Source organism: Immundisolibacter sp. (genome assembly GCF_028696615.1).
Lineage (GTDB): Bacteria > Pseudomonadota > Gammaproteobacteria > Immundisolibacterales > Immundisolibacteraceae > Immundisolibacter.
In genome coordinates, this window is record NZ_JAQVGQ010000035.1 from 1 (window position 1) to 16,649 (window position 16,649).

Consider the following 16,649-nt stretch of genomic DNA (forward strand, 5'->3'; position numbering starts at 1 on the left):
ACCGAGCGTGCCGTCGGCCGCTTACAACCTCGGCGTGCTGTACGAGCAGGGCCTTGGTGTGGCGCCCGACGCCGCGCAGGCGCTCGCCTGGTATCAGAAGGCCGCCGCGGCGGGTCATGCCGGCGCCCAGTACACGCTGGGGCAGATGTATTACGAGGGCATCGGCGTGCAGGCCGACGATGCGCAGGCGCTGCGCTGGTTCGGCGCCGCCGCCGCGCAGGGCCACCGCGAGGCGCAGTACAACCTCGGCGTGATGGCTTACGTCGGCGCCGGCATGGCGGCCGATTTCAAGCAGGCGGCCGACTGGTACCGCAAGGCGGCCGAGCAGGGCGACCCGCTGGCAGCCTACAACCTAGGCCGCATGTATCACCTGGGCGAAGGCGTGGCGCGCGACGATGCGCAGGCCGTGCACTGGTACCGCCAGGCGGCCGCCAAGGGCGACGCCTTCGCGCTCAACAACCTCGGTTTCATGGTGTTCAACGGGCTCGGCGTGGCCGCCGATCCGGTGCGGGCGTATGCGCTGTTCAAGCTGTCGGCGGCGCGCAAGAACAGCAATGCCGAGCGTGCGCTGGAACTGCTCAAGCCCAAGCTCGGCAACGAGGAAGTGGTGCGCGGTGACGCGCTGGCGCAGCAGTGGGAGGCGGCCCTGGCGAGCGGTAGGGTGCCGGCGTTTTGAGCCGCCGGACCACCCCCCGCGCCGCGACCTAGGGAGCCGTTGATGTGTTCAGCGGTTCTGTCCGAGGCGGGATACCTCGGCCTGATTAAAAAGTAACCAATTGATTCGTTGAGTGTTTGGTGGGCGTGTGCCGTTGCTCAGGCGGTCGCCGCGGTGCTCAGCACGCAGCGGTCGCGGCCGGCGGCCTTGGCGGCGAACAGCGCCGCATCCGCCCGTTCGAATACCGACTCGAGCGTGTCGTCACCCTCGAAGCCACTCACCCCGCACGACAGTGTGACCGGCACCCGCTGGCCGCGGCTGCGAAACGGCGTGGCCTTGACCGAGCGGCGCAGTTTCTCGGCCACCTGCAGGGCGGCTTCGGGCGTGGCGCCGTTGAGCAGCACCACGAATTCCTCGCCGCCGTAGCGGGCCACGAAATCCGCCGAGCGCAGCTGTTCCTGCAGCGCGCGGCTGATTTCCTTGAGCACCTTGTCGCCGGCGGCGTGGCCGAAGGTGTCGTTGATGCGTTTGAAGTGGTCGATGTCGCACACGATCATCGCCAGATGGCCGCCATCACTGCGCCAGCGCGACACCTCCAGCGCCGCCCGGCGGTCGTAGGCGAGGCGGTTGTAGGCGCCGGTCAGCGGGTCGCGCAGGGCCTCTTCGGTGGTCACGTCGAGCCGGCTGCGCAGCGCCACCGTTTCGGTGCTCAACGCCGCCAGCTGCTGGCCAAGCGCGCTCAGCTGTGCTTCCAGGGTCTGTTGATGGACCTGCTCGGTGCTGTCCTGGCGGCGCAGATGCTCCTGCAAATGATCCAGGCGCGCTTCGATAAAGGCTTTCAGGCGTTCGAGATCGTTGGCCTCGGTCGCCGCGCTGCGCAGTTGCACCACCTGCAGCTCGGTGACCTGACGGGTCTGGCGGGATTCATCGCCGGCCTGGTGGCTTTGTCGCTGCGCTTCGCCGAGCGCGGCCTCGAGCTGCACCAGCCGACCGACGGTGGCTTTCAGGAACTCCTGCAACTCCGCCTGCCGGCGTTCGGCATGGGCGCGCGCTTCGGCCAGCAGGTGTAGCAGCTGGTCGGCCAGGCGCGCTCGGCCGGCGGGGTCGGTCAGCGCCTGGCGCAGGTCACGCGCCAGTGGTTCCAGCGCCACCGGCAAGGCTAGTGTGTCGAGCACGGACGCGATCAGCCGGCCTTCGGCGGTACCGATCGGCCATGCGCCTGGCCCGGTCGCGGCGCTGCGCGTGGCCAGCGCCGCAAGTGCCTGGTGCAGGGCGGCGGCGTCGTCGCTGTCGGCCGCCTGGCGCAGCGCCGCAAGGACCGGCGCCAGCGTCGGCTGACCGCTCGCCGCCAGTTCGCACAATTGCGCCACCGCCTGTCGTAACAGGGCGTCTGCGGGAGGGGTGTTGAGACGGTTCATGGTGCTGTGGCCGCTGCGCGACGGCCCGCTCGGGCCGTTGGACGTTGTAACGTGGGATCGGTAGACAACTTGATGGCATACAGGGCGGTCACGTGTGGGCTCTTTATGATGCGTTGGGCCAGGAAATGCAGCAGGTGGATTTGTCCTCAGGTCCAGAGATGGCGCCGAACTTGCCCTAGTATGAATACCCCATTTTAGCCCGACCGACAGCGACCATGATCCTGATCCTGCAAGAGCACGTTCATCCCGGCACGCCGGACTTCGAGGCGATCATGGATTATCTGGCCCGACGGCCGGGGGTCAGCACCCGCGTGCAGGAGGTCAGGGGCGCGCAGCAGACGCTGACCGAGATTTACCTGATCGGCGACACCGCCGCCCTGGATCGGGACGAGATCGCCGACCTGCCGGGCGTCGAGCAGGTGGTGCGGGTGTCGCGCGAGTACCGCATCCTCGGTCGCCACCAGGACGATTTCCGGCCGAGCGGCTTCGAGTACAACGGCGTCGAGTTCACGCAGGACAGCTTCGAGCTGTTCGCGGGCCTGTGCGCGGTGGACAACCGCGAGCACGTGGACCGCACCTTCGCCGCGCTGGCCGCGCAGGGCCTGCGCTGCGCGCGCATGGGCGCCTACAAGCCGCGCACCAGCCCGTATGCCTTCCAGGGCCACGGCGCGGCGTGCCTGCCGTTCGTGTTCGATTCCGCCGGCCGGCACGGCATCCGCGTGATCGCCATGGAGATCACGCACGAAAAACACATCCAGGAAATCCACGACGCGCTGTCGGCCCTGGGCAAGCCCACCGGCGTGATGCTGCAGGTCGGCACGCGCAACACGCAGAATTTCGAGCTGCTCAAGGCCATCGGCCGCCAGCAGGAATTCCCGGTGCTGCTCAAGCGCGGTTTCGGCATCACGCTCGAGGAATCCATCAACGCCGCCGAGTACCTGGCCAGCGAAGGCAACCAGCGGGTGGTGTTCTGCCTGCGTGGGGTCAAGACCAACCTTGGCGACCCGCACCGCAACCTGGTCGATTTCGCCCACGTGCCGGTGGTCAAGCGCCTGACGCGCATGCCGGTCGGCGTCGATCCCTCGCACTCGGTCGGCCGCCGCGACCGCGGCCCGGACGGCATCGAGGACATCCAGCACGCCGCCGCGCAGGGCGTGATCGCCGGCGCCAACCTGGTGCTGGTGGACTTCCACCCGGCGCCGGCCAAGGCGCTGGTGGACGGCCCGCAGGCGCTGCGCCTGGAAGAACTGCCGCTGTTCGTGGAGGACATGCAGATCGCGCGCGAGGCGTATCTGAAACGCCGCGCAGCGCACGAGCGGGCGCGCGCCCCGACGCCACCGGCCGCGCTCTGAAGGCCGATAATCCCGCCCCATATGTCGCGTCACACCGGGCGCGACGCGAACGACCACGGGTGGGGCGAGGCATGACGGCGGAGCAACGGGCGCGGGCGGCGTTGCACACCACGGCGGCGCTGCTGGCGCGGGTGCGCGATGTGCTCACCCGGCGCACGGCGAGCGGGCGCGACATCGACGCGCATCAGGTGGCGGTGCGCCGCTACGCCAATCTCGAGGCGCGTCTTAAGGCCGCGCAGGCGCTGGCGGCCACCGCCGATCCCGACACGGCCGCCTTGTTCGCGGCGCAGACGGCGCTGGACGCGCTGCACACGCTGGAGCGCCACGGCGCCGATGTCGGCCTCATACCGGCCGCACTGTCCGAGGCCGTACCCCCCGAACGGCGCGCCGAGTGGACCACCAGCCTGTCCGAGGCCAATTACCGTGCGCTCGCCGAGCGCGGCGCGGCGGATGGCTTCGTCAACCACGGCCCCGTCGCCGGCGAGGACGCCGAGCTGCTGCTGGCGCTGCGCGACACGACGCGTCGGTTTGCCGCCGAGCGCGTGGCGCCGATCGCCCAGCGCATTCATCTCGACGACCTGCTGGTGCCGGAAGACCTCATCGCCGGCATGGCCGAGCTCGGCTTCTTCGGCATGTCGATCCCGGCCGAGTACGGCGGCACCGGCATGAGCAACCTCGCCATGGTGGTGGCCACCGAGGAACTGTCCGCCGCCTCGCTGCCGGCGGCGGGCAGCCTCATCACCCGCCCCGAGGTGCTGGCCAAGGCGCTGCTCGCCGGCGGCAGCGAGGAGCAGAAACACCGCTGGCTCACGCCGGTGGCGCGCGGCGAGCTCATGGTCGCCGTGGCGGTGACCGAACCCGACACCGGCTCGGACGTCGCCGCGCTGCGCTGCCGGGCGACGCCCGCCGAGCAGGATGGCGTCGTCGGCTGGCGGATCGACGGCGCCAAGGCGTGGAGCACGTTTGCCGGCCGCGCCGACGTGCTGGCGCTGCTGGCGCGCACGGACCCCGATCCGAAGGCCGGGCACCGCGGCCTGTCGCTGTTCATCGTCGAAAAAGACCGCTGTTACGGCCACGACTTCGATCTCGTCCAGCCGGGCGGCGGGCGGCTCACCGGCAAGGCGGACCGCACGCTGGGTTATCGGGGCATGCACTCGTTCACGCTGCAGTTCGAGCGCTGGTTCGTGCCCGGCGACCGGCTGATTGGCGAGGCCGGGCGCGGCTTTTACTACCAGATGGCCGGCTTTGCGGCCGGGCGTTTGCAGACCGCCGGCCGCGCCACGGGTCTGGCGCAGGCGAGTCTCGAAGCCGCCGGGCGTTATGCCATGGACCGGCGCCAGTTCGGCCGGCCGATCGGCGAGTTCCAGAGCACGGCGTACGAACTCGGCGTGATGGCGCTTTCCATCGCCGCCGCGCGGGCGCTGACGCACGCGGCCGCGCGCGCCATGGATGCGGGTGCGCCGGATGCGGGTCTGCTCGCCGCCATGGCCAAGCTGTACGCCTGCCGCGTGGCGGTGGAAGTGTCGCAGCGCGCGCAGCTGCTGCACGGCGGCTGGGGCTATGCGGAGGAGTTCCCGGTCGCCCGCTACGTGGCGGACGCGCTGGTGCTGCCGATCTTCGAGGGCGTGGAGCCGATCCTGGAGCTCAAGGTCATCGGCCGGCAGCTGCTCGGCGGCGGCGCATGAGCCCGGGGGCGCTCGCCGGCCTTCGCGTGCTGGACCTCTCGCAGGTGCTGGCCGGGCCGTTCTGCACGCAGCTGCTGGCCGACCACGGCGCCGAGGTGATCAAGATCGAGCCGCCGCAGGGCGACCCCGCGCGGCGCTTTGCGCCGTTTCGGCCGGATGACGCCGAGCGCGCCTTCGGCGGCTATTTCCAGAGCATCAACCGCGGCAAGAAAAGCGTGGTGCTGGACCTGAAGGCCGCCGCCGACCGCGAGGTGTTCCTGCGCCTTGTCGACGGCGCCGACGTGCTGGTCGAGAACTACCGCGCCGGCGTGATGGAACGCCTGGGTCTGGGCTACGAGACGCTCGCGGCGCGCAACCCGCGCCTCATCTACGCCGCCATCCGCGGTTTCGGCGACCCGCGCACCGGCGACAGTCCCTACACCGACTGGCCGGCCTTCGACGTGGTGGCGCAGGCGCTCGGCGGCATCATGGGCATCACCGGTCCCGCCGCCGATCAGCCGCTGAAGGTCGGCCCCGGCGTCGGCGACACGGTGCCGGCGCTGATGCTGGCGTTCGGCATCCTCGCCGCCGTGCGCCATGCCGAGCGGACGGGACAGGGGCAGTTCCTGGATATCGCCATGGTCGATGGCGTGCTCGCGCTGTGCGAGCGCCTGGTGCACCAGTACAGCTACGCGGGTGAAATCGCCCGCCCGGAAGGCAACGGCCACCCGCTGCTGTGCCCGTTCGGGCTTTTCCGTGCCGCCGACGGCTGGGTGGCCATCGGCTGCCCGACCGACAAGTTCTGGGCGGAACTGGCCGCCGCCATAGACCGGCCGGAACTCGCCGGCGATCCCGGCTGGGCCACCAATGCCGCGCGGCTCGAGCGCCGCGCCGAGGTCACGGCGCTGATCGAGGGCTACACCGGCCCGCGCAGCAAGGCGGAGCTGAAGGCGCTGTTCGGCGGGCGGGTGCCGTTCGGTGCGGTGCAGGACGCGGCGGACATCTTTGCCGACCCGCACTTCGCGGCGCGCGGCATGCTGGTGCAGGTGGAGCACCCCGGCAGCGCCACGCCGGTGACGATTGCCGGCGTGCCGGTGCATCTGTCCGCCACGCCGGGCGCGGTGCGCGGGCGGGCGCCCAAGCTCGGCGAGCATACCGCCGAGGTGCTGGCCGGCCTTGCCGCGCGAGCGGGCCGGCAGCGGCCGGGTGCTTGACGGTTCGTTTGGCGGTCGGTGTAATGCCGGCCACCTTCAGTGGGCGCCGATTCATTTGGCGTTTGCCGTCCCGGGGCAGGATACCCCGGGGCGCAAGCCGTTGATTCATGGAGCGCGGCGCGGGCATGACCGGCGCCGCGGCGAGCTGGGAAATTCAAAGGACGGAATTTTTCAGCGTTTTCCCAGACTGCGCGGATAACGAGATGCCTCACACTCCCGGCCTGCCGCACCGCCTGCTGCAGGCGGTCGTTTTGTCGTTGCTGGTCGGCGCCTGCTCGCGTGCGGACAAACCGGCAGCGCCGCCGGCCGCCGGCGCCGCGCCGCCGGCGCTGCCGGTGCGCGTGGCGCAGGCGCGCACCCAGGCGCTGGCCGATCGCCTGCGTGCGGTCGGCACGCTCGCCGCCAACGAGTCGGTGGTGATCCGCCCGGAGATCGCCGGCCGCGTGGCGGCCATCCACTTCGAGGAAGGCCAGCCGGTCAAGGCCGGGGCGCCGTTGGTCACCCTCGATGCCGCCGAGTACCAGGCGCAGGTGGCGCAGACCGAGGCCACCGTCGAGGCCAACCGGCTCACGCACGAGCGCACCGCCGGGCTGGTGGAGAAGAACATGGTCAGCCAGCAGGACTACGACCAGGCCCGCGCGCGGCTGGCCGAATCGCAGGCGCTGCTGCAGCGGCACCGGGTGCTGCTGGACAAGACCGTGCTGCGCGCGCCGTTCGATGGCATCGCCGGCCTGCGCCTGGTGAGCCCTGGCGCCTATGTGCAGCCGGGGCAGGACCTGGTCAACCTGGAGGACATCGACCCGCTCAAGATCGAGTTCCGCGTGCCGGAACGCCACGCCGCGGCGCTGACCGTCGGCCGGCCGCTGCGCGTGCGGGTGGATGCCGTGCCGGGGCGCAGCTTCGCCGGCGAGATCTACGCCATCGACCCGCGTCTTGATGCCGCCACGCGCACGTTCGCGCTGCGCGGGCGGGTGCCGAACCCCGACGGCCTGCTGCGGCCGGGCATGTTCGCGCAGGTGGAGCTCACGCTTGGCGAGCGGCCGGCGGCGCTGGTGATCCCCGAGCAGGCCATCGTGCCGCGCGGCGAGCGGCTGTACGTGTTCAAGGTGGTGGACGGCAAGGCCACGCTGGTGCCGGTGCGCACCGGCCTTCGCGAGCCCGGCATCGTCGAGATCGTGGAGGGTCTTGCCGCCGGTGACACGGTGGTGACCGAAGGCCAGATGAAGCTGCGCGAGGGCATGCCGGTGCAGCCGCTGGAGCAGGCGTCATGAAGCTCACCGAGCTGTCGATCGAGCGGCCGGTGCTGGCCACGGTGATGAGCCTGGTCATCCTGCTGCTCGGCATCATCGCCTTCACGCGCCTGTCGGTGCGCGAGTACCCGATGATCGACACGCCGGTGGTGTCGGTGCGCACCATCTACCGCGGCGCCAGCGCCGAGATCATGGAAAGCCAGGTCAGCCAGCCGCTGGAGGACGAGCTGTCCGGCATCGAGGGCATCGACGTCATGAAGTCGGTGTCGCGCGAGGAGGTGTCGGAAGTCACCGTCAAGTTCCGCCTCACGCGCGACCCGGACGACGCCGCCGCCGACGTGCGCGACCGCGTCGCCCGCGCCCGCGACAAGCTGCCGGACGAGGTCGACGAGCCGGTCATCTCCAAGGTCGAGGCCGACGCCGACCCCATCATGTGGCTGGCCTTCTTCAGCGACCGCCACTCGCCGCTGGAAGTGTCCGACTTTGCCGACCGGGTGGTGCGCGACCGCCTGCAGACCATCCCCGGCGTGGCGACGGTGCTGATCGGCGGCGAGCGGCGCTATTCCATGCGCATCTGGCTGGACCGCGAGCGCCTGGCCGGCTACGGGCTCACGCCGCTGGACGTCGAAACCGCGCTGCGGCGCGAGAACATCGAGGTGCCGTCCGGGCGCATCGAGAGCAGCGAGCGCGAGTTCACGGTGCTGTCGGAGACGGACCTGCGCACGCCCGAGCAGTTCGACGACATGATCATCCGCGAGGTGAACGGCTACCCGGTGCGCCTGAAGGACGTCGGTCACGCCGAACTCGGCGCCGAGGACGAGCGCTCGAGCAACCGTGTCGACGGTGCCCCGGCGGTGGGTCTGGGCGTGGTCAAGCAGTCGACCGCCAACCTGCTCGAGGTGGCGCGCGCGGTCAAGGCCATGCTGCCGGAAATCCAGGCCGCGCTGCCGCCGGGCATGCAGTTCAAGATCGGCACCGACCGCTCGGCCTTCGTCGAGGAATCGATCAAGGCCGTCTACCGGACCCTGTACGAGGCGCAGGCGCTGGTGGTGGTGGTGATCTTCGTGTTCCTGCGCTCGCCGCGCGCCACGCTGATCCCGTTCCTGTCCATCCCGGTGGCCATCATCGGCGCCTTTTTCTTTCTCTACGTGCTCGATTTCTCGATCAACATCCTGACCCTGCTGGCGCTGGTGCTGGCCATTGGCCTGGTGGTGGACGACGCCATCGTGGTGCTCGAGAACATCTACCGGCGCATCGAGGAGGGCTTGCCGCCGCGCCAGGCGGCGCTGGCCGGCGGGCGCGAGATCGGCTTTGCCGTGCTGGCGGTCACCATCACGCTGATCGCCGTGTTCGTGCCGATGGCGTTTCAGACCGGCACCACCGGGCGGCTGTTTCGCGAGTTCGCGCTGGCGGTGGCGGGCGCGGTGGCGGTGTCGGGCTTCGTCGCGCTCACGCTGGTGCCGATGCTGTGCGGGCGCCTGCTGCGCCACTCCAGCCACAACGCGGCGTACCAGTTCACCGAGCGCTTTTTCGTGGCCCTGAATCGTGGCTACGAGGCGACGCTGCGCGCGGCGCTGCGCGGCTGGCTGCTGGTGGTGGCGCTGGCGCTGGCCGCCGGCGGCGCCGGTGCATGGATGTTCACGCAGCTGAAGGCGGAGCTGGCGCCGTTCGAGGACCGCTCCGATTTCGTGGTGCTGGCGCTCGGCCCGGAAGGGGCGAGCTACGACTATATGTTCCGCAGCATGCTCGACGTGGAACGCATCCTCGCCGCGGTGCCGGAAATGCAGACGCTGTTCATCGTGGTGTCGCCGGGCGTGCAGCGCCCGGCGCCGATCAACGTCGGCGCCGCGTTCGCCACCATCAAGCCGTGGCAGGAGCGCACGCGCAGCCAGTTCGACATCACCCGCGAGCTGGCCCCCAAGCTCGGCGCGCTGCCGGGCGTGCTGGCGTTTCCGATCAACCGCGCCTCGCTCGGCATGGGCGGCTACCGGGAAACGCCGGTGCAGTTCGTGCTGCAGGCCGACACCTGGGAGGACCTGCAGGTGGCGGTCGATGCGCTGATGGCGCGCGCCGCGCAAAACCCGGCGCTGGTCAACCTCGACACGGACCTGAAGCTCAACAAGCCGCAGCTGAAGGTGGACGTCGACCGCGACAAGATCGCCAACCTCGGCATCAGCGCGGCGGACGTCGGGCGCACGCTCGAAACCCTGCTCGGCGGGCGCGAGGTGACGCGCTTCAAGCGCGCCGGCAAGCAGTACGAGGTGATCGTGAAGCTGGCCGACGACGCCCGCCGGCGGCCGAACGACCTGACCGACATTTACCTGCGCGCCGGCGACGGCTCGCTGGTGCAGGTGGACAACGTGGCCCTCCTGCGCGAGGCGGTGGCGCCGCGCGAACTGAATCACTTCAACCGCCTGCGCGCGGCCAAGATCACCGCCAACGTGGCGCCCGGGCACGCGCTCGGCGAGGCGCTCGACTGGCTGGCGGCCGAGGCGAAACACGTCCTGCCGCCCGGCGGGCGCATCGACTACGACGGCGTGTCGCGCGAATTCCGCGAGGCCAGCCAGGCGCTGGCGTTCACCTTCGGCCTGGCGATGGTGTTCATCTATCTGGTGCTGGCGGCGCAGTTCGAGTCCTTCCGCGACCCGCTGGTGATTTTGCTGTCGGTGCCGCTGGCGGTGGCGGGCGCGGTGGCGGCGCTGTACTACACCGGCAACACGCTGAACGTGTACAGCCAGATCGGCATGGTGATGCTGATCGGACTGACCGCCAAGAACGGCATCCTGATCGTCGAGTTCACGCGCCAGCTGCGCGCCGGCGGCATGGCGGCGCGTGAAGCCCTGGTGCAGGCCTCGGTGCAGCGCCTGCGGCCGATCCTGATGACCTCGGCCACCATGCTGCTGGCGGCGGTGCCGCTGGCGCTGGCGCACGGCGCCGGTGCCGAGACGCTGCACCCGATCGGCTGGGTGATCATCGGCGGTCTGCTGGTCGGTACGCTGTTCAGCCTGTACGTGGTGCCGGTGGTGTACCTGCTGCTGGCCGGGCGCGAGCGCGTGGCGCGGCCGGCCGGCGCGCCGCAGCCGGTCTGATGCAAAGGCAAGACGCCGCGCCGGCGGCTGCGCTGGCGCTGATTCCGCTCGCCAGTTTCCTCGGACCGTTCATCGCCACCGCCATCGTGGTGGCGCTGCCGCAGATCAGCGCCGCGCGCGGGCTCACGCCGGCGCAGGCCGGCTGGTACACCAGCGCCTATTTCGTCACCGCGGCGGTGTTCATGATGCCGGTGGCGCGCGCCGGCGATCTGTACGGCCGCGGGCCGGTGCTGGCGCTGGGTGCCGCCATCATCGCGCTGACCAGCCTGCTCGGCGCCGTGGTGGCCGATCCGTACGCGCAGATCGCGCTGCGCTTGCTGCAGGGCGTGGGTTCGGCCGGCGTGTTCGGCACCGGGCCGGCGCTGCTGGCGCAGCTGGTGCCGCCGAGTCGCCGCGGCCGGGTGATCGGCCTCAACATCACGGTCACCTACATCGGTCTTACCGCCGGTCCGGCGCTGGGCGGCCTGCTGACGCAGGCGCTCGGCTGGCAGGCGATTTTCTACCTCACCGCAGTGGTGGGTCTCGCGGTGGCGGCGGCGCTGTGGCGGGTGCTGCCGCGCACCGCGGCGAGCGTGCCCGGCGGGCGCTTCGACGTACCGGGCGCGGTGCTGCTCGGCGCGGCGCTGGGTCTTTTCTGGCTGGCCAGCGGCCGGCCGCAGCATTGGGACGCGCTGCTGCTGCTGGCGCTGGCCGGCGCGGCGCTGTGGGCCTTCATTGCCCATCAGCGGCGCGCGGCGCAGCCGCTGATCGACCTGTCGCTGCTGGCGCCGGGGCAGGCGCTGCGCTACTCGGCCCTGGCGGCGCTGCTGCATTACAGCGGCGTGTTCGGCCTGAGCTACGTGCTGAGCCTGGTGCTGCAGCACGGCGCCGGCAGCGGGGCGGCGCGCACCGGTCTGCTGCTGGCCATCCAGCCGGTGCTGCAAACCGTGCTGGCGGTGCCGGCCGGGCGGCTGGCCGACCGCGTGCCGACGCGCCGGCTGACCGTGGCCGGGCTCACGCTCACCTCGAGCGGGCTGGCGCTGACGGCGCTGGCCGGTGCCGGCGGCTGGCTGGGGCTGCTGCCGCTGGCGCTGGCCTGCATCGGCGTCGGCACGGCGCTGTTCGTGCCGCCCAACCAGCACGCGGCGCTGGCGGCGGTGCCGCCGTCGGCGTTCGGCCTGGCGGCGGGCCTTTTGCAGACCACGCGCCTGGTGGGGCAGATGGCCAGCATGGCGCTCGCCGTGTGGCTGCTCGGCGTGCTGGCGCCGCAGCGGCCCGCCGACTATCGGCTGGCGCTGGCGGTGGCCGGGCTGGCATTTTTCGTGCTCTGCTTGGGCGCCTTGCTGGCCAGCGCCCGGCGCCCGCCGGCGGGCGGCTGAAAAATACTTAAAAGTCCGCCGGCGGGATATCCGCAAGCGGAATTTTTCGGCACCCAGCCGGGCAGGAGCCCCGGCATGTCCCGGGGACGCGAGTCCGCGGGACATGGAGCGCAGCGCGGGCGTGCACCGCGCGGCCGCGAGCCGAGAAATTCCAGGGATGGAATTTTTCGGCCTCTACCCGGGGCAGGAGCCCCGGCATGTCCCGGGGACGCGAGTCCGCGGGACATGGAGCGCAGCGCGGGCGTGCACCGCGCGGCCGCGAGCCGAGAAATTCCAGGGATGGAATTTTTCGGCCTCTAACTTAAGGAATCACGCCATGGGTTTCGTGTCCATCAAATGCCGGGCCTCGGCGGCGCAGCACGACGCCCTGTGCGGCGTGTTCGAGCAGGCGGGGGCGGTGGCGGTCACCACCACCGACGCCGCCGACCGGCCGGTGCTCGAGCCGGCACCGGGCCAGACGCCGCTGTGGCCCGAGGTCGAAATCACCGCGCTGTTCGACGGCGATCACGACTGCGAGCCGCTGCTGGCACTGTTGGCGGCGCTGGGCGCGCAGGCGGTGAGCTGCGAGCGCGTGCCCGAGCAGGACTGGGCACGCAGCGGGCAGGACGTGACGGCGCGGCATTTCGGCGGGCGGCTGTGGGTATGTCCCACCGATGCGGCGGTCCCGGCGCCGGATGCGGTGGTGGTGCGTCTGGACGCCGGGCTCGGTTTTGGCACCGGCGCGCATCCGACCACCGCGCTGTGTCTGCGCTGGCTGGCGGCGCATCCGCCGGTGGGCGCCGAGGTCATCGACTGGGGCTGTGGGTCCGGCATTCTTGCCGTGGCGGCGGCGCTGCTGGGGGCGCGGTGCGTGTGGGCGATCGACATCGACCCGCAGGCGCGCACCGCCGCCGCCGCCAATGCGGCGCGCAACGGCGTCGCCGACCGCGTGCAGGTGCTCGCGGCCGATGCACTGCCGGCCGTGCTCGCTGTCGACCTGATTCTGGCCAACATCCTGGCGCCGGTGCTGGTGCAGTTGGCGCCGCGGCTGCTGGCGGCGCTGCGCCCGGGAGGCACTGTGGTGCTGTCCGGCCTGCTCGAGGCACAGGTGCCGCAGGTGGTGGCGGCGTTCACACCGGCGGTGCATTTTGCCGCCCCGGCGATCGAGCAGGGCTGGGCGTGTCTGGCCGGGGTCAAGTCGTGACGGGGCCGACCCTGCTGCGCTGTCCGGCCTGCGGCACGGTGTTTCGCGGCCCGGCGACGCTGCCAGCCCACCGCCGGGTGCGCTGTGGCGTGTGCAGCGAGGTGTTTGCCGCGCCGGCGGACGACGACGCGTGGGCGCCGTCAGGCGCGCCAGCGCGGCCGGCCTATGTGTCGCGCCGGCAGGTGGCGGTGGCGGGCGGCGCGCGCGGCCTGTGGCGTGGCGCGCTGGTGGCGCTGCTGACACTGACGCTGCTCGGCCAGGTGGCTTGGCTGGCGCGCCAGCGGCTCGCGACGGTGCCGGTGTTGCGTCCGGTCGTCGCGGCCGTCTGCCCGCATCTGGGCTGTCGGCTGCCGCCGTTTCGGGATCTTCAGGCGATTCGCGTCGACGAGGCGCGCATCACCTCGCACCCCGACTACACGCAGGCGCTGCTGGTGGTGGCCACGGTCGTCAACAGCGCACCGCTGGCGCAGCCCTGGCCGCGGCTGGCGCTGGCGCTGACCGGCGTCGACGGCGCGGTGGTGGCCGAGCGCGTGTTCGAGCCGGCCGAGTATCTGCCGGCCGAGCGCCAGGGGGAGGGCGATTTTGCGCCCGGCAGCGCGGTCGAGATCCGCCTGCCGCTGGCCGATCCGGGTACGCAGGCGGCCGGCTTTCGCTTGAACTGGTACTGACCGCCGCCGCCCGTGCTCGCCATCGGCTAACATGGCGCCCCGCTCGCGGTCCTGAACCACGCCGACCGGTGTCTTGATGACGTATCGAAAAACTTCATTGGAATTTATGGGCTCGTGTCCGCGTGGTAGACGCCCGCGCTGCGCTCCCTGAATCGACGGCCTGGCAGGCCGTTGAAAAAGGGCTTGCTGCCCTTTTTCAACTCGGCTAGTCGCGGCACCGGTCCGCGACGGCCTCCGCCTATCAAGCACTTGACGTGCTTGATAGGCGCGCAAGCCATCCCTGGCCTGCCAGGCCGTCGATTCAGGCCGGGACATCCCGTCCCGGACGGGAAACGCTGAACGAATCGGCGTTTCCCCAACAAACTAACGGACTAGCGTCACGCTGGCGCCGGGCGGGCTTTGCTTTCCCGGCGCGGGCCGTGACAGGGGGGCTTCGGGTATATGAATCCGGTCGATGTCGGTGTTGCAGGTGAGCCGGGTGGGGGTGTCTGGGGTGATCAGCGTGCGCAGCCACCGTTGGCGCAATGCGTGGCGGACACCGTGCGCCGCTACCTGGACGACCTGGGCGACAGCGCGTCGAACGGCAATCTCTACCAACTGTTGCTCGAGCAGATCGAAAAACCGCTGCTGGCGGTGGTGATGGAACGCGCGCGCGGCAACCGTTGCCGCGCCGCCGAGTGGCTCGGCATCAACCGCAACACGCTGCGCAAGAAACTGCAGCAGCACGGCCTGTGACAGGCTGTCGAAAGTAGCCTGTTACAGCGGCCCAGGGGTGTCTTGACTTGCAAGCGGTGCTCGAAGCCGCGGATGTCGTTCATTTTTCAAAGGTCAGTCTGTGATTCACAAAGTTCGCCGTGCCTTGATCAGCGTGTCGGACAAGACCGGTGTGGTCGATCTCGCCCGCCGGCTGGCGGCGCTCGGCGTCGATCTCGTGTCCACCGGCGGCACCTGCCGCACGCTGCGGCAGGCTGGACTCGCCGTGCGCGAAGTGGCCGAGCTGACCGGTTTTCCGGAAATCATGGACGGCCGCGTCAAAACCCTGCACCCGCTGATCCACGGCGGCCTGCTCGGCCGGCGCGGCCAGGACGACGCGGTGATGGCCGCCCACGGCATCGCGCCGATCGATCTGTTGGTGCTGAACCTGTACCCGTTCGAGGCCACCGTGGCGCGGCCGGACTGCACGCTGGAGGAGGCGGTCGAGCAGATCGACATCGGCGGCCCGGCCATGCTGCGTGCGGCGGCCAAGAACTTCCGCCATGTGGCGGTGCTGACCGAGCCAGCCCAGTACGAGGCGGTGCTGGCGCAGATCGAGGCCAGCGGCGGGGTGGGGGATGCCGAGCGGTTTGCGCTGGCGGTGGCCGCCTTCAACCACGTCGCCAACTACGACGCGGCGATCAGCGATTACCTGTCGTCGATCGGCCCGGACGGGGCGCGCGCCGAGTTCCCCGGCCAGGTCAACGGCCGCCTCGTGAAGGTGATGGACCTGCGCTACGGCGAGAACCCGCACCAGCGCGCAGCGTTCTACCGGGATCTCAAGCCGGCGCCCGGCACGCTGGCCACGTTCAAACAGCTGCAGGGCAAGGAGCTGTCGTACAACAATCTCGCCGACGCCGACGCCGCCTGGGAGGCGGTGCGCGGCTTTGCGGCGCCGGCCTGCGTGATCGTCAAGCACGCCAACCCGTGCGGTGTGGCGCTCGGCGCCGATCCTGCCGAAGCCTACGAGCGCGCCTATGCCGGCGACCCGGTATCGGCATTTGGCGGCATCATCGCCTTCAACCGGCCGCTCGATGGCGCGGCGGCCAAGGCCATCGTCGGGCGCCAGTTCGCGGAAGTCATCATCGCGCCGTCCGTGACGGCCGACGCGCTCGCCGTCACCGCCGGCAAGCCGAACATCCGCGTGCTGGAAATCCCGCCGGGCGAGGGGCGCAACACGCACGACCTCAAGCGTATCGGCTCCGGCCTGCTGATCCAGACCGCCGACACGCACGTGCTGGCGCGGGCTGATTTGAAGGTTGTCACGCGCCGCGCGCCGACGCCGGCCGAACTCGACGACCTGATGTTCGCCTGGGAGGTCGCCAAGTACGTGAAATCGAACGCCATCGTCTACGCCGCCGGCCAGCGCACGCTCGGCGTCGGGGCGGGGCAGATGTCGCGCGTCGACTCCGCCCGCATCGCCGCGCACAAGGCCGCCGAGGCCGGCTTCGAACTCACCGGCGCGGTGATGGCGTCGGACGCCTTCTTCCCGTTCCGGGATGGTCTCGACGCTGCCGCCGAGCGCGGCATCGCCGCCGTCATCCAGCCCGGCGGGTCGATGCGCGATGCCGAGGTGATCGCCGCCGCCGACGAGCACGGCATGGCCATGGTGTTCACCGGCGTGCGCCATTTCCGGCACTGAGCGCTTGTGAATTTTTCAAGCGCTCAGGCCGGCCAGGGACGGCCGGACGCGAATCGAGCCCGCAAGGGCTTGATTCGCGGGAGCACGTCCGGGCGTGTACCGGACGGGCGCGCAAGCAATGCGCAGGGCGCGCATTTCTCCACAAACCCTGAGCCGGCGTGCTGGCCGCGCTGGGGTTGATCGGTGGTCTGGCGCTGCTGATCGGCGGCGCCGAGCTGCTGATCCGCGGTGCGGCGCGTCTGGCGGTGAGCGCTGGCCTCACGCCGCTGGTGGTGGGGTTGACCGTGGTCGCTTTCGGCACCGGTGCGCCGGAGCTGGCCGTCGGCCTGAGTTCGGCATTGGGGCAGGCGCCGGCGGTCGGGGTCGGCAACGTGGTCGGCAGCAATATCGCCAACGTCTTGCT

Annotated in this window: 12 protein-coding genes and 1 pseudogene; 12 read left to right on the forward strand and 1 reads right to left on the reverse strand. The window is 70.8% G+C overall.

Going from position 1 to position 16,649, the window contains the following annotated elements:
* On the forward strand, positions 1–676 hold a 676-nt coding region (locus PHC73_RS04010; protein ID WP_300124760.1), incomplete at its 5' end, for a tetratricopeptide repeat protein.
* 137 nt (positions 677–813) lie between these two features.
* Here the strand turns inward: PHC73_RS04010 and PHC73_RS04015 are convergent.
* Positions 814–2,073: a GGDEF domain-containing protein gene (locus PHC73_RS04015; RefSeq protein WP_300124762.1), complete on the reverse strand. Its 1,260-nt coding sequence runs from the start codon at positions 2,071–2,073 to the stop codon at positions 814–816.
* Between the two features lie 215 nt (positions 2,074–2,288).
* On the opposite strand from PHC73_RS04015, the gene PHC73_RS04020 reads away from it, so the two are divergent.
* The 11 genes and pseudogenes from PHC73_RS04020 to PHC73_RS04070 form a co-directional block, all read left to right on the forward strand.
* Entirely contained in the window at positions 2,289–3,425 is a 1,137-nt protein-coding gene (locus tag PHC73_RS04020; protein WP_300124764.1) for a hypothetical protein, read from the forward strand.
* Positions 3,426–3,496: 71 nt separating this feature from the next.
* Positions 3,497–5,110, forward strand: coding sequence for an acyl-CoA dehydrogenase family protein (locus PHC73_RS04025; RefSeq protein ID WP_300124766.1), 1,614 nt, complete (start codon positions 3,497–3,499; stop codon positions 5,108–5,110).
* A complete protein-coding gene (locus PHC73_RS04030; protein ID WP_300124768.1) occupies positions 5,107–6,303 on the forward strand; it encodes a CoA transferase in 1,197 nt (398 codons plus the stop codon). Before PHC73_RS04025 ends, PHC73_RS04030 begins: the two co-directional genes overlap by 4 nt.
* Before the next feature lie 203 nt (positions 6,304–6,506).
* Positions 6,507–7,574 (forward strand): efflux RND transporter periplasmic adaptor subunit, encoded by a 1,068-nt coding sequence (locus PHC73_RS04035; protein ID WP_300124770.1) that lies wholly within the window; start codon positions 6,507–6,509, stop codon positions 7,572–7,574.
* Positions 7,571–10,642 (forward strand): efflux RND transporter permease subunit, encoded by a 3,072-nt coding sequence (locus PHC73_RS04040; protein WP_300124772.1) that lies wholly within the window; start codon positions 7,571–7,573, stop codon positions 10,640–10,642. Before PHC73_RS04035 ends, PHC73_RS04040 begins: the two co-directional genes overlap by 4 nt.
* Positions 10,642–12,000, forward strand: a complete 1,359-nt coding sequence (locus PHC73_RS04045; RefSeq protein WP_300124774.1) for an MFS transporter — start codon at positions 10,642–10,644, stop codon at positions 11,998–12,000. Before PHC73_RS04040 ends, PHC73_RS04045 begins: the two co-directional genes overlap by 1 nt.
* Before the next feature lie 316 nt (positions 12,001–12,316).
* Positions 12,317–13,183 (forward strand): 50S ribosomal protein L11 methyltransferase, encoded by an 867-nt coding sequence (gene prmA, locus PHC73_RS04050; protein ID WP_300124776.1) that lies wholly within the window; start codon positions 12,317–12,319, stop codon positions 13,181–13,183.
* Positions 13,180–13,851, forward strand: a complete 672-nt coding sequence (locus PHC73_RS04055; RefSeq protein WP_300124777.1) for a zinc-ribbon and DUF3426 domain-containing protein — start codon at positions 13,180–13,182, stop codon at positions 13,849–13,851. The genes prmA and PHC73_RS04055 overlap by 4 nt, the downstream gene beginning before the upstream one ends.
* 528 nt (positions 13,852–14,379) lie before the next feature.
* A complete protein-coding gene (locus tag PHC73_RS04060; RefSeq protein WP_366949796.1) occupies positions 14,380–14,586 on the forward strand; it encodes a helix-turn-helix domain-containing protein in 207 nt (68 codons plus the stop codon).
* A gap of 100 nt (positions 14,587–14,686) precedes the next feature.
* Positions 14,687–16,246: a bifunctional phosphoribosylaminoimidazolecarboxamide formyltransferase/IMP cyclohydrolase gene (purH, locus tag PHC73_RS04065; RefSeq protein WP_300124779.1), complete on the forward strand. Its 1,560-nt coding sequence runs from the start codon at positions 14,687–14,689 to the stop codon at positions 16,244–16,246.
* A 161-nt stretch (positions 16,247–16,407) separates the two neighbouring features.
* Positions 16,408–16,649, forward strand: a pseudogene (locus PHC73_RS04070) (sodium:calcium antiporter); the annotation flags it as partial.

Excerpts from the sequence above, each read along its gene's own strand:
- PHC73_RS04015 (WP_300124762.1), bottom strand. The coding sequence starts at position 2,073 with ATGAACCGTCTCAACACCCCTCCCGCAGACGCCCTGTTACGACAGGCG.
- PHC73_RS04020 (WP_300124764.1), top strand. The coding sequence starts at position 2,289 with ATGATCCTGATCCTGCAAGAGCACGTTCATCCCGGCACGCCGGACTTC.
- PHC73_RS04025 (WP_300124766.1), top strand. The coding sequence starts at position 3,497 with ATGACGGCGGAGCAACGGGCGCGGGCGGCGTTGCACACCACGGCGGCG.
- PHC73_RS04030 (WP_300124768.1), top strand. The coding sequence starts at position 5,107 with ATGAGCCCGGGGGCGCTCGCCGGCCTTCGCGTGCTGGACCTCTCGCAG.
- PHC73_RS04035 (WP_300124770.1), top strand. The coding sequence starts at position 6,507 with ATGCCTCACACTCCCGGCCTGCCGCACCGCCTGCTGCAGGCGGTCGTT.
- PHC73_RS04040 (WP_300124772.1), top strand. The coding sequence starts at position 7,571 with ATGAAGCTCACCGAGCTGTCGATCGAGCGGCCGGTGCTGGCCACGGTG.
- PHC73_RS04045 (WP_300124774.1), top strand. The coding sequence starts at position 10,642 with ATGCAAAGGCAAGACGCCGCGCCGGCGGCTGCGCTGGCGCTGATTCCG.
- prmA (WP_300124776.1), top strand. The coding sequence starts at position 12,317 with ATGGGTTTCGTGTCCATCAAATGCCGGGCCTCGGCGGCGCAGCACGAC.